We start from the raw sequence: 16,583 nt of genomic DNA on the forward strand, positions 1-16,583 counted from the left end.
TTGAATGAAAAAAAAAGCTGGAGCCATTGGGTTCCAGCTTTTTTTCGTTATTGTCTATAACCGTTTTTGCGACATGGCTTCCCGCATATGGCGGAGTGCCACTTTGCCTTCGTCTCCGCGGGCGATCATAACATTCGTATAAAGCGCGTCAATCAAGCTGAGCTGGGCGATGCGGGAGGCGAGGGCTTCTGAGCGAAAATCTGTCTCTTCCGATAAGGTGTACAACACGATATCCGCCTCTTTGGATAAAGGCGATTTTGCGAAATTGGTCATGCAGATAATCGTCACTTCTTTTTCTTTCAGGACGTGAAGCACTTCAAGCACATCACGCGTGCTGCCGGAATGGGAGATGACGATGGCGACGTCACCCTTTGATAGTTGTGATGCAGACATAAGCTGCAAGTGGGCGTCCATATTCATCGCAACATGAAGGCCGAGGCGAACGAACTTATGGTAGCCGTCCATGGCAATCATCGCGGACCCACCGTTGCCGAAGAATTCAATCTTACGCGCAGATAGCAATGCGTCGACCGCTTGCTTTAATGCGTCTTCATCCATGATCTGCAACGTATCTTCAAGCGTCTTGATGTTCGAGCGGAAGACTTTTTCCGCGACCGTCTTGACTTCGTCGCCTTCTTCAATCTGTTCATGGATGTCTTTTAACGGTGCCACGACTTCAGCGGCGAGTGCGATTTTAAACGCTTGAAAGCCTTTAAAGCCAAGCCGCTGGCAGAAACGGAAGACCGTGGATTCTGCAAGACCGAGCTCGTCAGCGATTTGGTTGATCGTCAAATGGATGATGTTACGGGGATCATTCAAAATGTAATCGGCGATTTTCTTTTCTTTCTCACTGAAATTCCGGTAACTGCCACGGATGGCCGGTAATGCAAATTGTGGTTGTTTCATTCTGCCACGCCTCTTTCTATTACTAGAATTATTTTATATTTCTATCATAACACGCTTGCATGTGGAAAAATATTTGATATACTGAATTTATTAAGGAAAAATATTCTTTTATTCTACAGGAGGTTTTACAATGGAAATTGGAATTATCGGCTTGGGCAAGATGGGGAAAAATCTTGCGCTTAATTTAACAGACCATGGGCATACGGTAATAGGGCATGATGCGAACGCTACAGAAGTAAGCGGTTTCAAGACAGTTGGCTCACTCGAAGAGATGGTACAGAATTTGCAGGCGCCACGCACCGTATGGTTGATGGTACCAGCAGGAGAGATTACGGAGTCAGTCATCGCACAATTGGTGCCGCTTTTGGATAAAGGCGATGCAATCATTGACGGTGGCAACTCGAACTACAAAGAATCGGTGCGACGCGCTGAGGAATTGAAAGCGAACGGAATTTATTTCTTCGACTGCGGAACAAGCGGTGGAACAGAAGGTGCTCGCCATGGAATTTGCGCGATGATCGGCGGAGACGAAGAAAGATTCAACGACATCGAACCTCTCTTCCGTGATATCTCAGTCGAAGGCGGTTATCTATATGCCGGGAAATCCGGAAGCGGACATTTCATGAAAATGATCCATAATGGCATCGAGTACGGCATGATGCAGTCGATTGCGGAAGGTTTTGACATTCTCCACAAAAGCGATTTCGATTACGACTATGAAAAAGTTGCTGGCGTCTGGAACAACGGCTCCATTATCAGTTCCTATTTAATGGGCTTAACACAAAACGCTTTCTCGAAAGATGAAAAACTCGATGGCATCAAAGGGGTCATGAACTCGTCAGGTGAAGGGAAATGGACAGTAGAAACAGCGCTCGACTTAAATGTGCCAGCACCGGTTATCACCATGTCGCTAATGATGCGCTATCGTTCACTTGAAGACGATACGTTTACAGGAAAAGTAGTCGCTGCACTTCGCAACGAATTCGGCGGCCACGCAGTCGTTAAAAAATAAACTATTGCTTATCTGACAGGGGGAAATGAAATGGACGGTTCAACATTGATTATCATCGCGGTTGCGAGTATTTTCGTTTTACTATTTTTGGTTATGCGAACGAAACTGCACGCGTTTGTCGCGTTATTATTGGTAAGTTTACTGCTCGGTATCGCAGCGGGTATGCCGCTTGGGGATGTCATTCAATCGATTCAAAGCGGTATGGGCGGAACACTCGGCTTTGTCGCAGTAGTCGTCGGACTAGGCGCTATGTTCGGGAAGATGCTTGAAGTTTCTGGCGGCGCTGAACGCTTAGCAGCCACATTGATCGCAAAATTCGGGGAAGATAAAGCACCGTGGGCTCTTGGTGTAACAGGTTTTATCGTAGCCATTCCTGTATTCTTCGATGTCGGCTTCATCATTTTGGTACCAATTGTTTACAGCTTGGCAAAGAAAACCGGCAAATCGCTATTGCATTACGGGATTCCGCTACTAGCGGGTCTTGCGGTAACGCATAGTTTCATCCCACCGACTCCAGGGCCGATTGCGGTTGCAGAATTGGTCGGAGCAGAACTTGGCTGGGTTATCCTGTTCGGGGTGCTTGCAGGGATTCCATCCATGATTTTAGCCGGTCCATTATTCGGCCGTTTTATTGGTAAGCGTATCCATTTAACAATTCCAGATTATATGGATATTAAAGAACAGGAATACGATAAGGAATTGCCAAGCTTTAGCATGATCATTTCCTTGATTTTGATTCCGCTTGTGTTGATTCTCTTCAACACCTTGTCAGCTGTCATCTTGGAGGAAGGCAATCAAATTCGCGAAATTTTGACTTTCCTTGGCCATCCGTTCGTTGCTTTGACGATCGCTACGATCTTGACATTTTTCTTCCTCGGCACACGCCGCGGGTATTCGCGCCAAGAAGTTCAAGACATTGCAACAAAAGCGCTGGAACCTGCAGGGATTATTATCCTTGTCACAGGAGCTGGTGGCGTATTCAAACAAGTGCTGATCGACTCTGGTGTCGGCGATGTGCTTGGTGAAATGATGGGCGACTCGGCGCTTCCGCCGATTGTGCTAGCATTCTTGATCGCTTCCGCGGTCCGTGTGGCGCAAGGTTCTGCGACGGTTTCCATGGTAACGGCTGCAGGATTGATCGCACCGCTTCTGGAAATTACCGGTACGACCGGCCCGGCACTTGGTTTGATCGTTATTGCCATTGCTGCAGGTGCAACTGTCTTGTCACACGTAAACGATTCCGGCTTTTGGCTCGTTAACCGTTACTTCGGGATGAGCGTGAAAGATACCTTGAAATCCTGGACCATGATGGAAACCATCATCGGCCTCACCGGATTCGTGGTAGTATTGATTTTGAGTTTCTTTATCACATGATTGCAGCAAAAAGAAAAAGGGATTCTCCTTTTTCTTTTTCTGTTATAAGGAAGGAAGAAAAACATGCCTGAACAATCCTATTATTTAGGGGTCGATATAGGGACCACTTCCACTAAAGCTGTATTATTCAATAAAGCTGGACAGATTAAGGATAGCCATACGGTGTTCTATCCTTTGCACACACCGAACCAATTGACCGCTGAACAGGATCCGGAAGAAATATTCCGTGCAGTTTTAACGGCTGTCCGCGAAACTTTGAGAAAAAGCGAAATCACCCAAGAGTCTTTAAAGCTGTTGTCATTTAGTTCGGCGATGCACAGTTTGATCGCTGTGGATGCTGAAGGCGAACTATTGACCAATAGCATCACTTGGGCAGACACCAGAAGCTCGAAACATGCAAAGCACATCAAAGACAATCTGAACGGACACGATATCTATTTGCGGACGGGTACACCGATCCATGCCATGTCGCCGTTATCTAAATTATTGTGGCTATCAGACGAAAAACCGGAAATTTGCCAGCAGACCGCGAAGTTCATCAGCATTAAAAGCTATGTTTTCCACAAGTTCTTCGGGGAATATGTCGAAGACCATTCCATCGCTTCCGCAACCGGCTTGTTCAATCTCGAAAAGCTCGATTGGGACCAAGGCGCACTGGATGTGTCTTGTGTAACGACCGATAAACTTCCGCGATTGGTACCAACGACTGAACAATTCACAGGCGTCGCATCAGAATTCGCTGCATTCATGGGCATCCGGGAAGACGTCCCGTTTGTTATTGGTGCCAGTGATGGCGTGTTGGCCAACCTTGGTGTTAATGCCATTGACCCCGGCGTCATTGCAGTGACCATCGGGACGAGTGGTGCCATCCGCACGGTGTCTCCGGTGCCGAAAACCGACCCGAAAGAACGCACTTTCTGTTATGTATTAACCGAAAACCATTGGGTCATCGGTGGGCCCGTCAATAACGGCGGCATCATTTTACGCTGGCTGCGCGATGAATTCGCGTCATCCGAAGTGGAAACGGCGAAGCGTCTCGGGATTGATACGTACGATGTGTTGACAAAAATCGCCGCTACCGTTAAACCAGGAGCCGACGGATTATTATTCCACCCTTATTTAACAGGGGAACGGGCACCGCTATGGGATGCCAATGCCAGGGGCTCATTTTTTGGCCTCAGTATCCATCACCAGAAACAGCATATGATTCGCGCGGTACTCGAAGGCATCGTCTTCAACTTGTACACTGTGCTTCTCGCTGTAGAAGAATTGACGGGAGAACCGGCAAGCATACAAGCATCCGGCGGGTTTGCCCGCTCTGAGTTATGGCGCCAGTTGTTGGCCGATGTCTTCGATAAGCCGGTCGTCATTCCGGAAAGCTTCGAAAGTCCTTGTCTCGGGGCCATCGTGCTTGGGATGTATGCGACTGGAGAGATCGAGGATTTCAGCATTGTCTCCGAAATGATCGGCAGCACCCATACTCATCATCCGGAAGCGGAAGCAAGCACGATTTACCGCGAACTGCTCCCGATTTATATTCGCTTATCGCGATTGCTGACAGAGGAATACGAAAGCATTTCTGATTTTCAGCGCAAGCATATGCAATAACAAGAAAACCCGAAGCTCAGTGGCTTCGGGTTTTTCTAATTGCTTGATTCATTTTCGTTGTGGAGCGCACCTTTCTCTTTGTAGGAAAGTTCTGATAACGCAGCAAAATTGAAGGCGCTTTTGATATACTAATATTTACAAGTACAGGTGGTTGCTGGGGGGCAATGGTTACCAGCATCTACAATTGGAGGCGCTATGAAACTCGTATTATTATTTGGCCCGCAAGCAGTCGGCAAAATGACAGTGGGGCAGGAATTGGCTAAGCTCACGCCCTTAAAACTACTTCACAATCACATGACGATCGACTTGCTGCATCCTTTCTTTGGCTTTAGCGAAGACACATGGCGAATCTCCACTATCATCCGGGAAGAAATTTTTAAAGCGGCCGTTAAAAGTGAATTAGAGGGCATCATTTTCACCTTCGTCTGGTCATTCGAGTCACAGAGGGATTGGGAGTTCGTGAGCCATGTCCGCTCTATTTTTGAAGAAGCAGGTGGAGAAGTCTATTTCGTGGAACTGGAAGCACAACAGAGTGAACGTTTGCTACGAAACCAAACGCCTCATCGTCTCGCACATAAAACAACAAAGCGCAATATCGCAGAATCCGAAGCCCATTTAATCGAAACACATAAAATGCACCGGTTCAACTCTTGGCCTAATGAAATCCGAGAACAAAATTAACTGCGAATCGATAACACACAGCTAGATGCAGAAGCTGTCGCTAAAATGATCAAAGATCGCTTTGCCTTGTAGAAAAGCTATCGCCGGCCTGTTATGCAACTGGCCAGAAGACTTTAAGAGATTTATTAGAAGCGAGGTGAGAGGCTTGTGTTGGAGCATGTATTGAAGCAATTCCGTTTGGAAGTCTTTACTGTCAATGAAGTAGATGATTCCTTCAGTTCAATGGTCTATAAATGCATTTTACGTAATGGCGAAACAGTGTTTGTGAAAATCCCGTATACCCGCGTGAAATATGAACGCGAGCTGGCCTCCTATGAAATCTTAGCTGGGCACGTACCGATTCCACAGCTGCTTGATTATTGGGCAGGTGATGATAACTGTCCGGGAGCTTTTCTTTTATCCGAACTGAAAGGACATCCTTTGTCCGAAAAGGCTTCTCCGGAAGTTGCTTATCAAATCGGCGCATTGCAAGCAGCGATGCATCAAATCCAACCTTCAAACACGATAGAGTCTGGCGCCATACAAAATGAATTTCCCCATTGGCATGAATTTATCGAAAAGCAGTTTTATAGCTTCGCGGAACATGTAAAGGAAATATTGGATCAGGATGTATTTATGGCCAGCTTGCACAAGTTTGAGCAAATGAAAGGTGAGCTTCCAGCACCAGACGGGCCGAGCTTCGTCCATATGGATTTTCGGCCAGCCAATATCATTGTGGAAAACGGTAGGGTTACCGGCATGATTGACTTCGAAAGTGTGCGTTTCGGATCAACAGAAATCGATTTTACCAAAATTCACCGTGATTTTTTAAAGGGGGATCCTGCTTTGATAAATTCCTATCAGGAGGGCTATACCAGCATCCGGCCAATGATCGATTTGGAAGCTGTCTTGCCTTTTTATCGTTTCATCGACGCCTTTAACAGCATCGGCTGGAGCCAAAAGCGCGGCTTGGAGAAAAATTTTGCGTTCTATGAAGCTAATTTGCGGATTTTGAAAGAAATGCTGCAAGATGTGGAGGTGGAGAAGTGAAGTTGAAAATCCTTTTGTTCATCGTCATTTGTACGCTTGGTTTTTTAGCTGCCTGTAAGGAGGTGCCCACTAAGAGCAACTCTATTTTGGAGGCGGAAGCTTATTTGGAGAGTCAAGGATATGAATTGGTTTCCCTAGTGGGGGAAGAGTCCTTGCTTCTTGATACACAAACTTTAATGGATCCAGGCTATTCGCAAATCTGGCAAGTTCAGTCCTTTAACTCCGCTGAATATTTAGATCAACCCCTGACTACGGTGGAATTTATCATTCAAAGGCATCCGCTTGAACTTCTCTACAATAGCCAAAAAACCAGAATCGTTGTCTATCTTCATCAAAATCAGGTAATAGGTGGCTGGTCTCTTCCCGTGTTTTCTAGTGAAGCGCTTGTCGGCACGGTACATTCGTTAGATGGAAAGACGGCTGAAGAAGTGCAATAAGCAGAGGGAAGTAGCCAAAGCCAAAAGAGAAAGTCGAAAACTATATATGTAAAGGAGGCAAATCAATGATTAAAGGTCTCTACGAAGCTCATTTACCGGTTCAGGATTTAAAACGTTCCATAGAATTCTATACTAGTTTGGAATTGGAACTCGCTTATGAGACACCTAAGCTGGCTTTCTTTTGGATTGTCAAAGGGCATAGCTGGGTAGGCCTATGGGAAACGGAGAAAGCGGAAACGCCTTATCATCCTTCACTGCGCCATATCGCTTTTCATGTGGATAGAGAAGCAATACGCAACGCTAAGAACTGGTTGGCTGAAAGAGGAATCGAAGTACGAACAGCTTTTGGTTTTTCACCGGAAGAACAGCCGCTTGTCTTGCCAAATCGACCATATGCGCATGCAGCAGTGTATTTTCATGACCCAGATGGCAATTCACTTGAATTCATCGCACCGCTTCATCTGGAAGGCGGGAAAGACTTCGAAATGATGTCTTTGGAAGAGTGGGATCGTATGCAAGTGGAAAAATGATAAAAAGGAGCGAATTCAATGAATTTCAAACCAATCAATTTCAATGAAAAACTATCGAAATTTGACGATTTTTGGTCGCCTAAGGTCATTGCCGAAATGAATGATTACCAATTCAAGACCGTAAAAGTGCAAGGGGATTTTGTTTGGCATAAGCACGAAGATACCGATGAAGTGTTCCTCGTACTAGAAGGAGAATTACTCATTAAATTCCGCGACGGGGAAGTGTCGTTAAAAGCAGGGGAGATGTTTGTGGTGCCCAAAAATACCGAGCATAAACCCTATGCGGAAACACAAGCGAGCATCTTGCTGGTAGAACCTAAAGGCGTTGTTAATACAGGCGATGCGACAAGTGAACAGACAGCAGAAAATGATGTATGGATCTAATGGTTTTTCGTGAAATTTAACCTGCCGCTTCTTAAAATGAGGTAAAATTGTAACATACTTTGTTTTAGGACGTGATTTTTTGCCGGATTGGACTTATCATACAATGTTTGAACCCGCTCTTTCAAAGTTGCCGGCAAAAACCGGGAGAGAGTTTATCCATAACGGAATGCACCGGATTGCTTCGATCCCAGGCGGAAGCAAATTAATTGAATACTTAGGGCATACGGCTCCTGCCAAGCAGCTCGAAACGAAAATTTTCGGTTTAACGATTGCCAACCCCGTCGGCTTGAGTGGGAAAATCGATCCCTTGCTTTCCGGAACGAAAGCTTTCGGCCATTTAGGGATGGGCTTTATCGAAATCGGGCCGGTGTCCTGGGATCCGGTAGAGATGGGCACGCCAAGGTTCACCGATTCCAAAAACGCTATGATTTATCCGTATCGGTTAGAGTCACCCGGCATAGAGTGTACAATTGAGAAGTTGGCGAAGCTTGAGTCTTTTGACAAGCCGATTTTTATCCGCATCGGCAGAAACGATACTTTCGAACAAACTATGTCCCTATTGAAAACCTTATCCACGTTTGGAGAAGCATTTATTGTTGAAGAGCTGTATGGCATTAAACAATGGAAGTCTTTAAAAGAAGCGGTCAACGGCAAGCCGATCTTATTTGCCGGTTCTGCCAATAGCATCGATTCGCCAGCTTTTGTGGCGTCTCAAGAAACATACATAGATGGAATTGTCCTCGATGAACAGGGGATAGACACAGGGCAAGGAATGGAATATCCGCTTGATTCGTCGGGGCAATTGATCGAAAAGTTGTCTTCCATCCGTCAGCATAGCAAAGTGCCAATCCTTGTCTCTGGCGGAATCGCAGAACCAAAAGATGCCCTGGCCTTATATGAGGCAGGGGCGGATTTAGTGATGCTCTCGGGCGGCTATGTTCAAACTGGCCCGGGGTTACCTAAACGCATCAATGAAGGATTGCTGGATCAAAAAACCGCCTCGCCTCCTGTATATGATGGCTGGATTTGGCATTGGTTGTTCGGATTGTTCATGTTCCTTGGCGGCGCAGCGGCAATGCTCGTCAGCATGACAATCGTTTTGATGCCTTATGATGAGGCATTTTTGAATTTATCACGCGAAGAACTCATGGCGATCAATCCGAATATCTATTATTTTATGCAGCATGACCGAATGACCGTGGCCGGAACGATGGTGTCTGGCGGTATTTTGTATATGCAATTGGCAAGATACGGTGTCCGTCATGGTTTGGAATGGGCAAAACGCGCCATTCACATCGCCGGTGTACTCGGATTTCTTGGCATTTTACTATTCATCGGATTCGGTTACTTCGACTGGCTCCACGGCATTCTTTGGTTAATTCTCTTGCCATTCTTTTGGAAAGGCTATCAAGTATCCAAAAATTACAGCGAACATTCGACTTCTCGCAACCGTACGAATCACCCAGCTTGGAAACGAAGTCTTTGGGGGCAACTGGCGTTTGTTGTACTTGGGTTTGCACTCGCAGCGGCAGGTTTTGTCATTTCGGCAATCGGCGTGAGCGGCGTCTTTGTCCAAACCGATATCGCCTATATTTGCATGAATCCTGAACAAATCTCTGCTATTAACGAACGGCTCATTCCGGTGATTGCGCACGATCGAGCGGGCCTTGGCAGTGCCTTGATCAGTGTCGGCCTGCTCGTTTTAATGTTGGCACTTTGGGGGTTTCAAGAAGGGCAGCGCTGGGTGTGGTATACCTTTCTACTGGGCGGTTTGCCGGCATTCAGTGCAGCGATTCTCATTCATTACGTAATTGGGTATACGAGCTTTATTCATATCCTGCCGGCTTATGTGGCCTTAGTGTTGTTTGGAAGCGGCTTGTGGTTGTCCAAAAAATTCTTTTTCATGAAATAAGCAACTTGCCGGTGCATCCGCCGGCAAGTTTTTTTTATAAAAAAACAGCCTCAGGGGCTGTTTTTCAGGCTATCGAGAAAGGTAAGAAGTCGTATTTTCCGAAGCTTATCGCTCGCTTTCCGTGGGCTCGAGCCCAAGCCTCCTCAGTCGCTTTGCGCCTTGCGGGGTCTCGGTCATCTCGCTGATCCACAGGAGTCGAGCGAACGCTTCTCCAAATACTAAGACATTTCGTTAATTTGTTCATTGTAGAATAGTGTCACATTCTTTTTATTAATAGATGATTATAGACTTCTTCAACACTCTAAAAAACAGCCTCAAGGGCTGTTTTTGATTAATAGTTTTTTGATACTTGCTTAGGTGCATCAGGTTCTGGGTTGTATGTGGCATTCGGCTGGTTTTGGTCTTTTTGGTTATCCAAGTACTTCATCAAACCAGCAGCGTTATTGCTGTATTGGCTGACTTGGGCGCGGTTGGCAGGGTCATCTTCAACTTTTCTTGAAATGCCAGAGGTAATGCTACGGACAACCGAATTCAAATCGATAATCGAATTGATCGTACCTTTCGCTCCATCGACCAAGACGGCTACTTTTTCTGATTTTTGCTGGATGTCTTCTTGCAATTCAGTTGTCGTATGCTGTAAATGAGTCGTCTCGAGCATTAACTTATCCACGCGGCCTTTCAAGTTATTGGCCGAACCTTTCATTTCCTTCATTGGCTCTTTAATGCCAGATAGGAGCATGAAGACCCCTGCAATGGCCACGATCAGGCCCAGCACGACGATTCCAATTGCTATGTAAAGCCATATTATCGGATCCATTCAAACTTCCTCCTTTTTCGGTCATGTAATAAGCCATACCCGTTTGGGGCAGTTTTTAACACAAAACTTAAAGAGGCTGGGTAAACTTGATGGATTTGGCTAAGTAAATAGAAAAAATCTTGATGCAACATACAGAACGAGGTTGTGCGTACTAGTCCTGAGCGACTTGTGTTCGCAGCGTCATCCGCGTGGCAATGGCCGTTTTACGGTAACACAGACACTAGCTTTCGTTAGCGAGTTTCGGCGGCCAATATAAAGGCGATATATCCGACATCCTGGCTGAAATTCCAATCCATGAAAATTTCATCTATATTCCTTTGCAACGCATGGTGTAACGGAGCGGCTTTCAGCAGCTTGTGCTCCAGCGGACGTTTCGTCAATTTCAACATATCGACAAATCCATCCTCTATCAATGCTTTTTCAATGCCTACCAACACCCCGCTGCGCTTTAGCAGCAAAGTCCGGTTGCTCATCCAGAGCGTGTCGATTTTATCAGGAACACGCGCTGCTTCTTCGTTCACTCGTTCCATTTGTTTATGAAAAATGTCGCGCTGCGTATCTTCCGGCCATTCGAACGAATCCCATACAAGCTCTTCGTTCATGACCCCAATAAACATGCCGCTCTTTAGCGACAAGTTCCAGTCCACGTATAATTCAGTGAAATTCAGCTGGGTTATGTTCAGAAGTTCCTGTAAAATTTCCGTTTTCAGCGCATTGAACATAAAGTTTCTTGTCTCTAGAACCCGTATGTCTTCTTCTTGATCCAGAAGAATCTTCTCCATGGGACTGACGAATCCACGAAAATGAATGGTAATATAAGGCCTTTTGATTGTGACGTAAACAGAAGCGGGCCCTTTTCCAAAATGCTGGCGCAGTAGGTTGGAGATATAACCCGAAACTTCTGATTGAATAGGTCGTGCTTCCTGCATAATAACTGGCTCCTTCCCGGCATATAGCGGCCGGCTTGTTCTTTGCTTTTTCGATCGCTTTTGGCAAGCATTTATTACTACTTGTTACTTGCGTGTTACGACTCGTTTAAAGCTAGTTTCATTTCTAATGCAGTTGCGCACATTAATGAATTGGCTGAACATGCTTCCTGCGGGAATCGGCGGTTGACCCAAGAGAGCAAATTAAATAAAAAAAGACGCCAAAAAGAATGATTCATTCTCTTTGGCGTTATTCCCAGCTCTATTGTCAGGTATATACTCTGCGCAATTTCAATATGGCAGCCGATGCTGCGTTTTTGTTTCCATTTAACTACTTTTCATGGATCCCGCTCGATGTTCGCGGGAGGTGATGCATTTCCTGTAATAAGAATTATAGCGAGAATGGGAAAAAATTTCAAGACGATTTTGTGCAACGGTCGTATAGGCTCTGGATCCAAAGCAAAGATTATGGCCACATGGCTTGTGTCATAAATGGGAAAAGAGCTCACATTACTAATAGATTGCCTTATAAGCCTTCATGAATTTTTGATCGATATACTGTTTGAGTTTCCACGGAACTTTGCCGTGTAAAGCCCAACGCCCATAAGTTAAAAAAGCTTCGCCGCCTCCTGTGGAAAGAATCGCCACGTATTTTGACTGTGGGACGAAGCGGGATAAGGCTTGTTCATCAAGAAAATTCATTAAGTTGTTCCACAATACCGGTCCTTGGCGAACTGCATAAACGCCATTTTTCTCAAGATCTGGGTACCGATTGATTGAGACGCAATCACCAGCGCCGAAGACCTCGGGGAAGCGGGGCGATTGTAGCGACTCATTGACAGCCAAAAAACCCGAACGGTCGACAGGCATGCCAGAGCGCTCGAAAAAGGCAGGGCTTTTCGGGCCTGTCAGCCAAAGGACAGCTGTTTGAGGATAAGTTGTGCCATTGTTTGCGGTGATTGAAGTTTCATTAATGTCATCTATTTGTACTTCGGTGAAAAAGGGCAGTTCTTTTTTACGGGCAATCGCCTCAATTTTTTTGGAAGCCGCTACTCCTTGTGCAGCTAGTAATGGGCCTGAACTGAATAGCGATCCATTGAGCGGCAAGTGCTGCTGTTTTCGCCAGGCGTGAGTGGACAAGGCCAGTTCAACCCCTGAAGCGCCGCCTCCGACGATGACGGGCTTGGCGGATTCCCGGAATGTTAGTAATTGTTTCGGGAAATGGTAATTGGGCTTGATCGGTGAGATGTATTTTCGCAGCGCTTCCGGGCTATCTGTCTGGGAGCCGATGTCGAAAGACACCACATCATAAGGATAACTCTGACCTTGTAAACCCGTCAGTGTGCGGGAAACCGGGTCGATGGCGCAAATGGTGTCTTGATAAAAAGCCGCACCGATTTTTTCAGCCAATCGTTTCAAGTCGATGCGGATTTCATCCAAGTCGTAAACGCCTTCTGTGAATCCTGAAAACATTCCTGAATAATACTGATAAGCCGTAGGTGAGATGAGTACCAATTGCACATCTTCACGCGGATTTTCTGCGAATTGCTTGAGGCCATGCAAATGCGCATGGCCGCCTCCAACCAACACGACGATCTTCATTCCAAACACTCCAATCTAAGACAAAATCCGTTTAGCTTCAGCCATGCGCTGAACAATCGTGAAAATTTGTATGGCGACAAACAATAAAGTGATCACCGTTAGATAAGAAGACAAGGCAATCATCAACGTAAATAGGATAAATCCTTCCGTACGTTCTGCAAGCCCGGCTTGATAATAGAACGATTTCACTCCTTGTTTTTCAGATAATGCCCCGACAGTCAAGAAAATGGTCATGGCAACAATGATGGATGCGCTTAATAATAACAATGCCCACATCGAATCCGGAAAACGGAAGGCCAGTCCAAGAATAACGCTAATTTCTACAAGCCGGTCGAAACTGATATCTAACAGCGTCCCCCACGGAGAAGGTTTCGTTTTCCTGGCCATCGTCCCGTCGACGACATCTAAAAATCCAGAAAGCCAAAGTGCAACAAGCGCTAAAATAGGATGCCCTAGATAAATGAACAGACCAGAAGAAAAGCCGATGGCAAAAGCGGTCTTGGTTACGCCATTAGCGGTCCAGCCTTTTTTTAAAAGACAATCGGCTGTCTTGTCGACTGCAGGTTGGACGTGTTTTCTTGCGTATGTATCAAGCATGTAATTCACCTTCTCTTATAAAGATATTCTCAGTATAAAGCAAATCGCTATTTAGCTCCTAAGCAGAACTCTTTAAATTGAGAGGATGACATAAAAGCAGACTATTCGAGGGTAAATAAGGGTAAGTATACAGAAGGCTTTGTTAAGATGTAGGTAATCCACGACTTAGAAGGGATATGATGAATATGACGAAGAAATATGATATCGCAATAATTGGAGCAGGTGCGGCAGGCCTGACAGCCGCTTTTACAGCCGCAGGATTTTCGAAAAAAACAGTTCTGATCGATAAGAATCTGCCAGGCGGGGAATGTACATGGTCTGGCTGCATCCCAAGCAAATCTCTTATTAATATCGCGAAAGAAGTTCATCACGCCAAAAAATATTCACCGGAATTAAATGTCGATACTTCAGAAGTATTAAAAGATATCCAGAACGTTATCCAAAAAGTTTATGCCGGGGAATCGCCGGAAGTATTGCAACAAGCCGGCATCGACTTTGTGAACGCCTATGCTACTTTTACTGGGCCGAACACATTGGAAGTAGAAGGGGAAACGATTGAAGCGAAAAAAATCATTCTCTCCACTGGATCGACTCCATTGGTTCCGCCAATCGATGGCTTGAGCGATGTAGATTATTTAACTAATGAAACCATTTTTAAATTGGAATCCTTCCCGAAAACAATGACCATTCTCGGCGCAGGGCCAATTGGTGTCGAATTGAGCCAAGCACTTAACCGTCTCGGTGTTCAAGTGACGCTGGTGGAAAAGGCGGACCGTATCTTGTCTAACGACGATGAAGAGCTTGCATTGATGATTCAAGAGAGACTCAAACAAGAAGGCGTCACGATCCATACTGGCGCGACAGCGGTCAAAGCTTCCCAACAAGGCAGCCAAATTAAACTGACAGTTGAAAAAGACGATCAAGAAATGACAGTGTCCAACGAGGGGCTGCTTGTTGCACTCGGACGCCAGGCAAACGTAGCGGGCTATAATTTGGAAACTGCCGGAGTTGAGTACGACAAGAAACGCATCCAAGTAGACGAGCATATGGAAACGACTGCAAAAGGCATCTACGCGATTGGAGATGTGGTCGGCCCTTATCAATTATCACATATGGCCAACGCGCAAGGCATCACAGCGACGCAAAATGCCATTTTGCCGATTAATCGAAAAATGAAATACGATCACGTGACCTGGTGTACATACACGGATCCGGAACTCGGCCAATCTGGCTTGACCGAAGCACAAGCACGCGAGAAACATGGAGATTCTATCCGCGTCTACGAACACGATTATGCCGATATCGACCGTGCCAACACCAAGAAAGACTCTATCGGAAAAGTAAAAATCGTCTTGGATAAAAAAGGCTATATTCTCGGTGCCAGCATTTTGGGTGACCGCGCCGGTGAAATCATCAGCCAGATCCAAACCCTTAAAACACTCGGAATCAATATGGGCAAACTATCAAGTGTTATCCATCCATATCCGACTTATAGCGAAGTATTAGTGAAGATCGGCAAAAAAGTCTATGTCGATAACTTGCTCAATCAACCGGTCGTTAAAACGTTTAATAAAGCGAAAGCAGGAGAACTGCCTGTCGGAAAAATCGGCTTATACGGAGCGGCGGCAGCAGCAGGGGTAGGTATCGCCAATATGGCGGTTCAAAACAATAGCAAGCCACAGTTAGGCGTGAAGAATGGGCGCTTGCAAGAAATGCCGTCTACGCCGAATGCTGTATCATCGCAAACGACTGTAAAAGGGAAGTTTGTTCCAGCTTGGCCGTATAATGGCAGCAAAGAACAAGCGAAGAAAAATGTGCTCGGCATGTTAAAATCTTATGAAGGCGTTCGGATTGTGCAAGTAAGCCACAATTACGTTTATGCAGTCGAAACGAGCAAACTGATGAGATTCAAAGACGATATCGAGTTCTACTTTAATGATGCAGCACAGCAAATCGAATTCCGTTCCGCCTCGCGTGTCGGATATTCAGATCAAGGGGTCAACCGCAAGCGCTATGAGGACATGAGAAAACGCTATTCAAGCATTTCGACTCACACGCGCAATTCATGAATACTAAGCGCGTCATCAAATGGTCTTTAGCGGCTCTGGCCATTGTCCTAGTTATTTGGCTCAGCCGCTCAGTCTTCGACGTAAACGCAGAGGATCTCCGCAATTGGATTTTATCGTTTGGGCTATGGGCGCCGCTCGTCTACATCATTGCCTATACCATCAGGCCGCTGATTTTCTTTCCGGCCTCGGTGTTATCAATCGCTGGCGGATTGGCCTTCGGGGCTTGGATGGGTACGCTTTACACCATCATTGGTGCGACTTTGGGCGCAGCGCTGTCTTTTATTGTCGCTAAGACAGTGGGAAAGAGCTTGGTCAAGAAGCAATGGACGGGCAATGCGGCGAAAATACAAACGCAGATGGAGCAGAATGGCTTTTTGTATGTCTTATTGTTCCGATTGATTCCGGTCATTAATTTTGACTTGATCAGCTATCTGGCAGCTATCGCCAAAGTTCGTTTTGTGTCGTTCGCTTTGGCCACCTTGATCGGCATCATACCGGGAACCTTTGCTTATAACTTTCTCGGCAGCAGCTTCGTCAGCGGGAACCCCCAAATTATTGCAGCAGCTGTCGCAGTCTTCATTGTCTTAACGGTTGTGCCGATTTTGATCCGCAACCGTTGGGCCAAAAAGAATGGCCGCAACTCTGGAACTATCAAGTAAACAGCCGGAATGAATGGATATGATTTAGAAGGCTGCGCTA

General features: G+C 45.9%; 15 protein-coding genes and 1 pseudogene. 11 read left to right on the forward strand and 5 right to left on the reverse strand.

Going from position 1 to position 16,583, the window contains the following annotated elements; all coding sequences use genetic code 11:
• Positions 1 to 54: 54 nt before the first annotated feature.
• Positions 55 to 906 (reverse strand): MurR/RpiR family transcriptional regulator, encoded by an 852-nt coding sequence (locus BBI11_RS08265; protein ID WP_068462275.1) that lies wholly within the window; start codon positions 904 to 906, stop codon positions 55 to 57.
• A gap of 130 nt (positions 907 to 1,036) precedes the next feature.
• On the opposite strand from BBI11_RS08265, the gene gnd reads away from it, so the two are divergent.
• The 9 genes and pseudogenes from gnd to BBI11_RS08310 all read left to right on the forward strand — a co-directional run bounded on the left by gnd (position 1,037) and on the right by BBI11_RS08310 (position 9,873).
• Positions 1,037 to 1,918, forward strand: a complete 882-nt coding sequence (gene gnd, locus BBI11_RS08270) for a phosphogluconate dehydrogenase (NAD(+)-dependent, decarboxylating) (protein WP_068462277.1) — start codon at positions 1,037 to 1,039, stop codon at positions 1,916 to 1,918.
• A 30-nt stretch (positions 1,919 to 1,948) separates the two neighbouring features.
• A complete protein-coding gene (locus BBI11_RS08275) occupies positions 1,949 to 3,292 on the forward strand; it encodes a GntT/GntP/DsdX family permease (RefSeq protein WP_068462279.1) in 1,344 nt (447 codons plus the stop codon).
• Between the two features lie 63 nt (positions 3,293 to 3,355).
• On the forward strand, positions 3,356 to 4,900 hold the full coding sequence (gene gntK, locus BBI11_RS08280; RefSeq protein WP_068462282.1) for a gluconokinase: 1,545 nt from the start codon (positions 3,356 to 3,358) through the stop codon (positions 4,898 to 4,900).
• A 195-nt stretch (positions 4,901 to 5,095) separates the two neighbouring features.
• A pseudogene (locus BBI11_RS08285) lies at positions 5,096 to 5,653 on the forward strand (P-loop nucleotide/nucleoside kinase family protein).
• A gap of 75 nt (positions 5,654 to 5,728) precedes the next feature.
• Positions 5,729 to 6,610 (forward strand): aminoglycoside phosphotransferase family protein, encoded by an 882-nt coding sequence (locus BBI11_RS08290; protein ID WP_068462284.1) that lies wholly within the window; start codon positions 5,729 to 5,731, stop codon positions 6,608 to 6,610.
• Positions 6,607 to 7,047, forward strand: a complete 441-nt coding sequence (locus BBI11_RS08295; RefSeq protein WP_068462286.1) for a hypothetical protein — start codon at positions 6,607 to 6,609, stop codon at positions 7,045 to 7,047. The genes BBI11_RS08290 and BBI11_RS08295 overlap by 4 nt, the downstream gene beginning before the upstream one ends.
• A 65-nt stretch (positions 7,048 to 7,112) precedes the next feature.
• The gene (locus tag BBI11_RS08300; RefSeq protein ID WP_068462288.1) at positions 7,113 to 7,577 is read left to right on the forward strand and encodes a VOC family protein; all 465 of its coding nucleotides are present in this window, start codon (positions 7,113 to 7,115) and stop codon (positions 7,575 to 7,577) included.
• A gap of 18 nt (positions 7,578 to 7,595) precedes the next feature.
• Complete coding sequence (locus tag BBI11_RS08305; protein ID WP_068462290.1) at positions 7,596 to 7,961, forward strand: cupin domain-containing protein; 366 nt, start codon at positions 7,596 to 7,598, stop codon at positions 7,959 to 7,961.
• A gap of 166 nt (positions 7,962 to 8,127) precedes the next feature.
• Positions 8,128 to 9,873 carry a dihydroorotate dehydrogenase gene (locus BBI11_RS08310; RefSeq protein ID WP_237150245.1) on the forward strand — a complete coding sequence of 582 codons (1,746 nt, stop codon included), beginning with the start codon at positions 8,128 to 8,130 and terminating at the stop codon, positions 9,871 to 9,873.
• 331 nt (positions 9,874 to 10,204) lie between these two features.
• Here BBI11_RS08310 and BBI11_RS08315 read toward each other — a convergent pair whose 3' ends face one another.
• From BBI11_RS08315 to BBI11_RS08330, 4 genes are all read right to left on the reverse strand, one after another.
• Entirely contained in the window at positions 10,205 to 10,690 is a 486-nt protein-coding gene (locus BBI11_RS08315) for a DUF948 domain-containing protein (protein ID WP_068462294.1), read from the reverse strand.
• A 230-nt stretch (positions 10,691 to 10,920) separates the two neighbouring features.
• The gene (locus BBI11_RS08320) at positions 10,921 to 11,619 is read right to left on the reverse strand and encodes a Na-translocating system protein MpsC family protein (RefSeq protein ID WP_068462296.1); all 699 of its coding nucleotides are present in this window, start codon (positions 11,617 to 11,619) and stop codon (positions 10,921 to 10,923) included.
• A 510-nt stretch (positions 11,620 to 12,129) separates the two neighbouring features.
• A complete protein-coding gene (locus tag BBI11_RS08325) occupies positions 12,130 to 13,218 on the reverse strand; it encodes an FAD-dependent oxidoreductase (protein WP_068462298.1) in 1,089 nt (362 codons plus the stop codon).
• Positions 13,219 to 13,233: 15 nt separating this feature from the next.
• Positions 13,234 to 13,815: a CDP-alcohol phosphatidyltransferase family protein gene (locus BBI11_RS08330; RefSeq protein WP_068462300.1), complete on the reverse strand. Its 582-nt coding sequence runs from the start codon at positions 13,813 to 13,815 to the stop codon at positions 13,234 to 13,236.
• Between the two features lie 185 nt (positions 13,816 to 14,000).
• Between BBI11_RS08330 and BBI11_RS08335 the strand changes: the two genes are divergently transcribed.
• Together BBI11_RS08335 and BBI11_RS08340 are read left to right on the forward strand one after the other, a co-directional pair.
• Complete coding sequence (locus tag BBI11_RS08335) at positions 14,001 to 15,884, forward strand: FAD-dependent oxidoreductase (protein WP_068465684.1); 1,884 nt, start codon at positions 14,001 to 14,003, stop codon at positions 15,882 to 15,884.
• Positions 15,881 to 16,543 (forward strand): TVP38/TMEM64 family protein, encoded by a 663-nt coding sequence (locus tag BBI11_RS08340; RefSeq protein ID WP_068462302.1) that lies wholly within the window; start codon positions 15,881 to 15,883, stop codon positions 16,541 to 16,543. The genes BBI11_RS08335 and BBI11_RS08340 overlap by 4 nt, the downstream gene beginning before the upstream one ends.
• The last annotated feature ends 40 nt before the right edge of the window (positions 16,544 to 16,583 follow it).

The sequence above is a fragment of the Planococcus maritimus genome, assembly GCF_001687625.2.
In the GTDB taxonomy this organism is placed as follows: Bacteria; Bacillota; Bacilli; order Bacillales_A; family Planococcaceae; genus Planococcus; species Planococcus maritimus.

Excerpts from the sequence above, each read along its gene's own strand:
- BBI11_RS08265 (WP_068462275.1), bottom strand. The coding sequence starts at position 906 with ATGAAACAACCACAATTTGCATTACCGGCCATCCGTGGCAGTTACCGG.
- gnd (WP_068462277.1), top strand. The coding sequence starts at position 1,037 with ATGGAAATTGGAATTATCGGCTTGGGCAAGATGGGGAAAAATCTTGCG.
- BBI11_RS08275 (WP_068462279.1), top strand. The coding sequence starts at position 1,949 with ATGGACGGTTCAACATTGATTATCATCGCGGTTGCGAGTATTTTCGTT.
- gntK (WP_068462282.1), top strand. The coding sequence starts at position 3,356 with ATGCCTGAACAATCCTATTATTTAGGGGTCGATATAGGGACCACTTCC.
- BBI11_RS08300 (WP_068462288.1), top strand. The coding sequence starts at position 7,113 with ATGATTAAAGGTCTCTACGAAGCTCATTTACCGGTTCAGGATTTAAAA.
- BBI11_RS08305 (WP_068462290.1), top strand. The coding sequence starts at position 7,596 with ATGAATTTCAAACCAATCAATTTCAATGAAAAACTATCGAAATTTGAC.
- BBI11_RS08310 (WP_237150245.1), top strand. The coding sequence starts at position 8,128 with ATGCACCGGATTGCTTCGATCCCAGGCGGAAGCAAATTAATTGAATAC.
- BBI11_RS08315 (WP_068462294.1), bottom strand. The coding sequence starts at position 10,690 with ATGGATCCGATAATATGGCTTTACATAGCAATTGGAATCGTCGTGCTG.
- BBI11_RS08320 (WP_068462296.1), bottom strand. The coding sequence starts at position 11,619 with ATGCAGGAAGCACGACCTATTCAATCAGAAGTTTCGGGTTATATCTCC.
- BBI11_RS08325 (WP_068462298.1), bottom strand. The coding sequence starts at position 13,218 with ATGAAGATCGTCGTGTTGGTTGGAGGCGGCCATGCGCATTTGCATGGC.
- BBI11_RS08330 (WP_068462300.1), bottom strand. The coding sequence starts at position 13,815 with ATGCTTGATACATACGCAAGAAAACACGTCCAACCTGCAGTCGACAAG.
- BBI11_RS08335 (WP_068465684.1), top strand. The coding sequence starts at position 14,001 with ATGACGAAGAAATATGATATCGCAATAATTGGAGCAGGTGCGGCAGGC.
- BBI11_RS08340 (WP_068462302.1), top strand. The coding sequence starts at position 15,881 with ATGAATACTAAGCGCGTCATCAAATGGTCTTTAGCGGCTCTGGCCATT.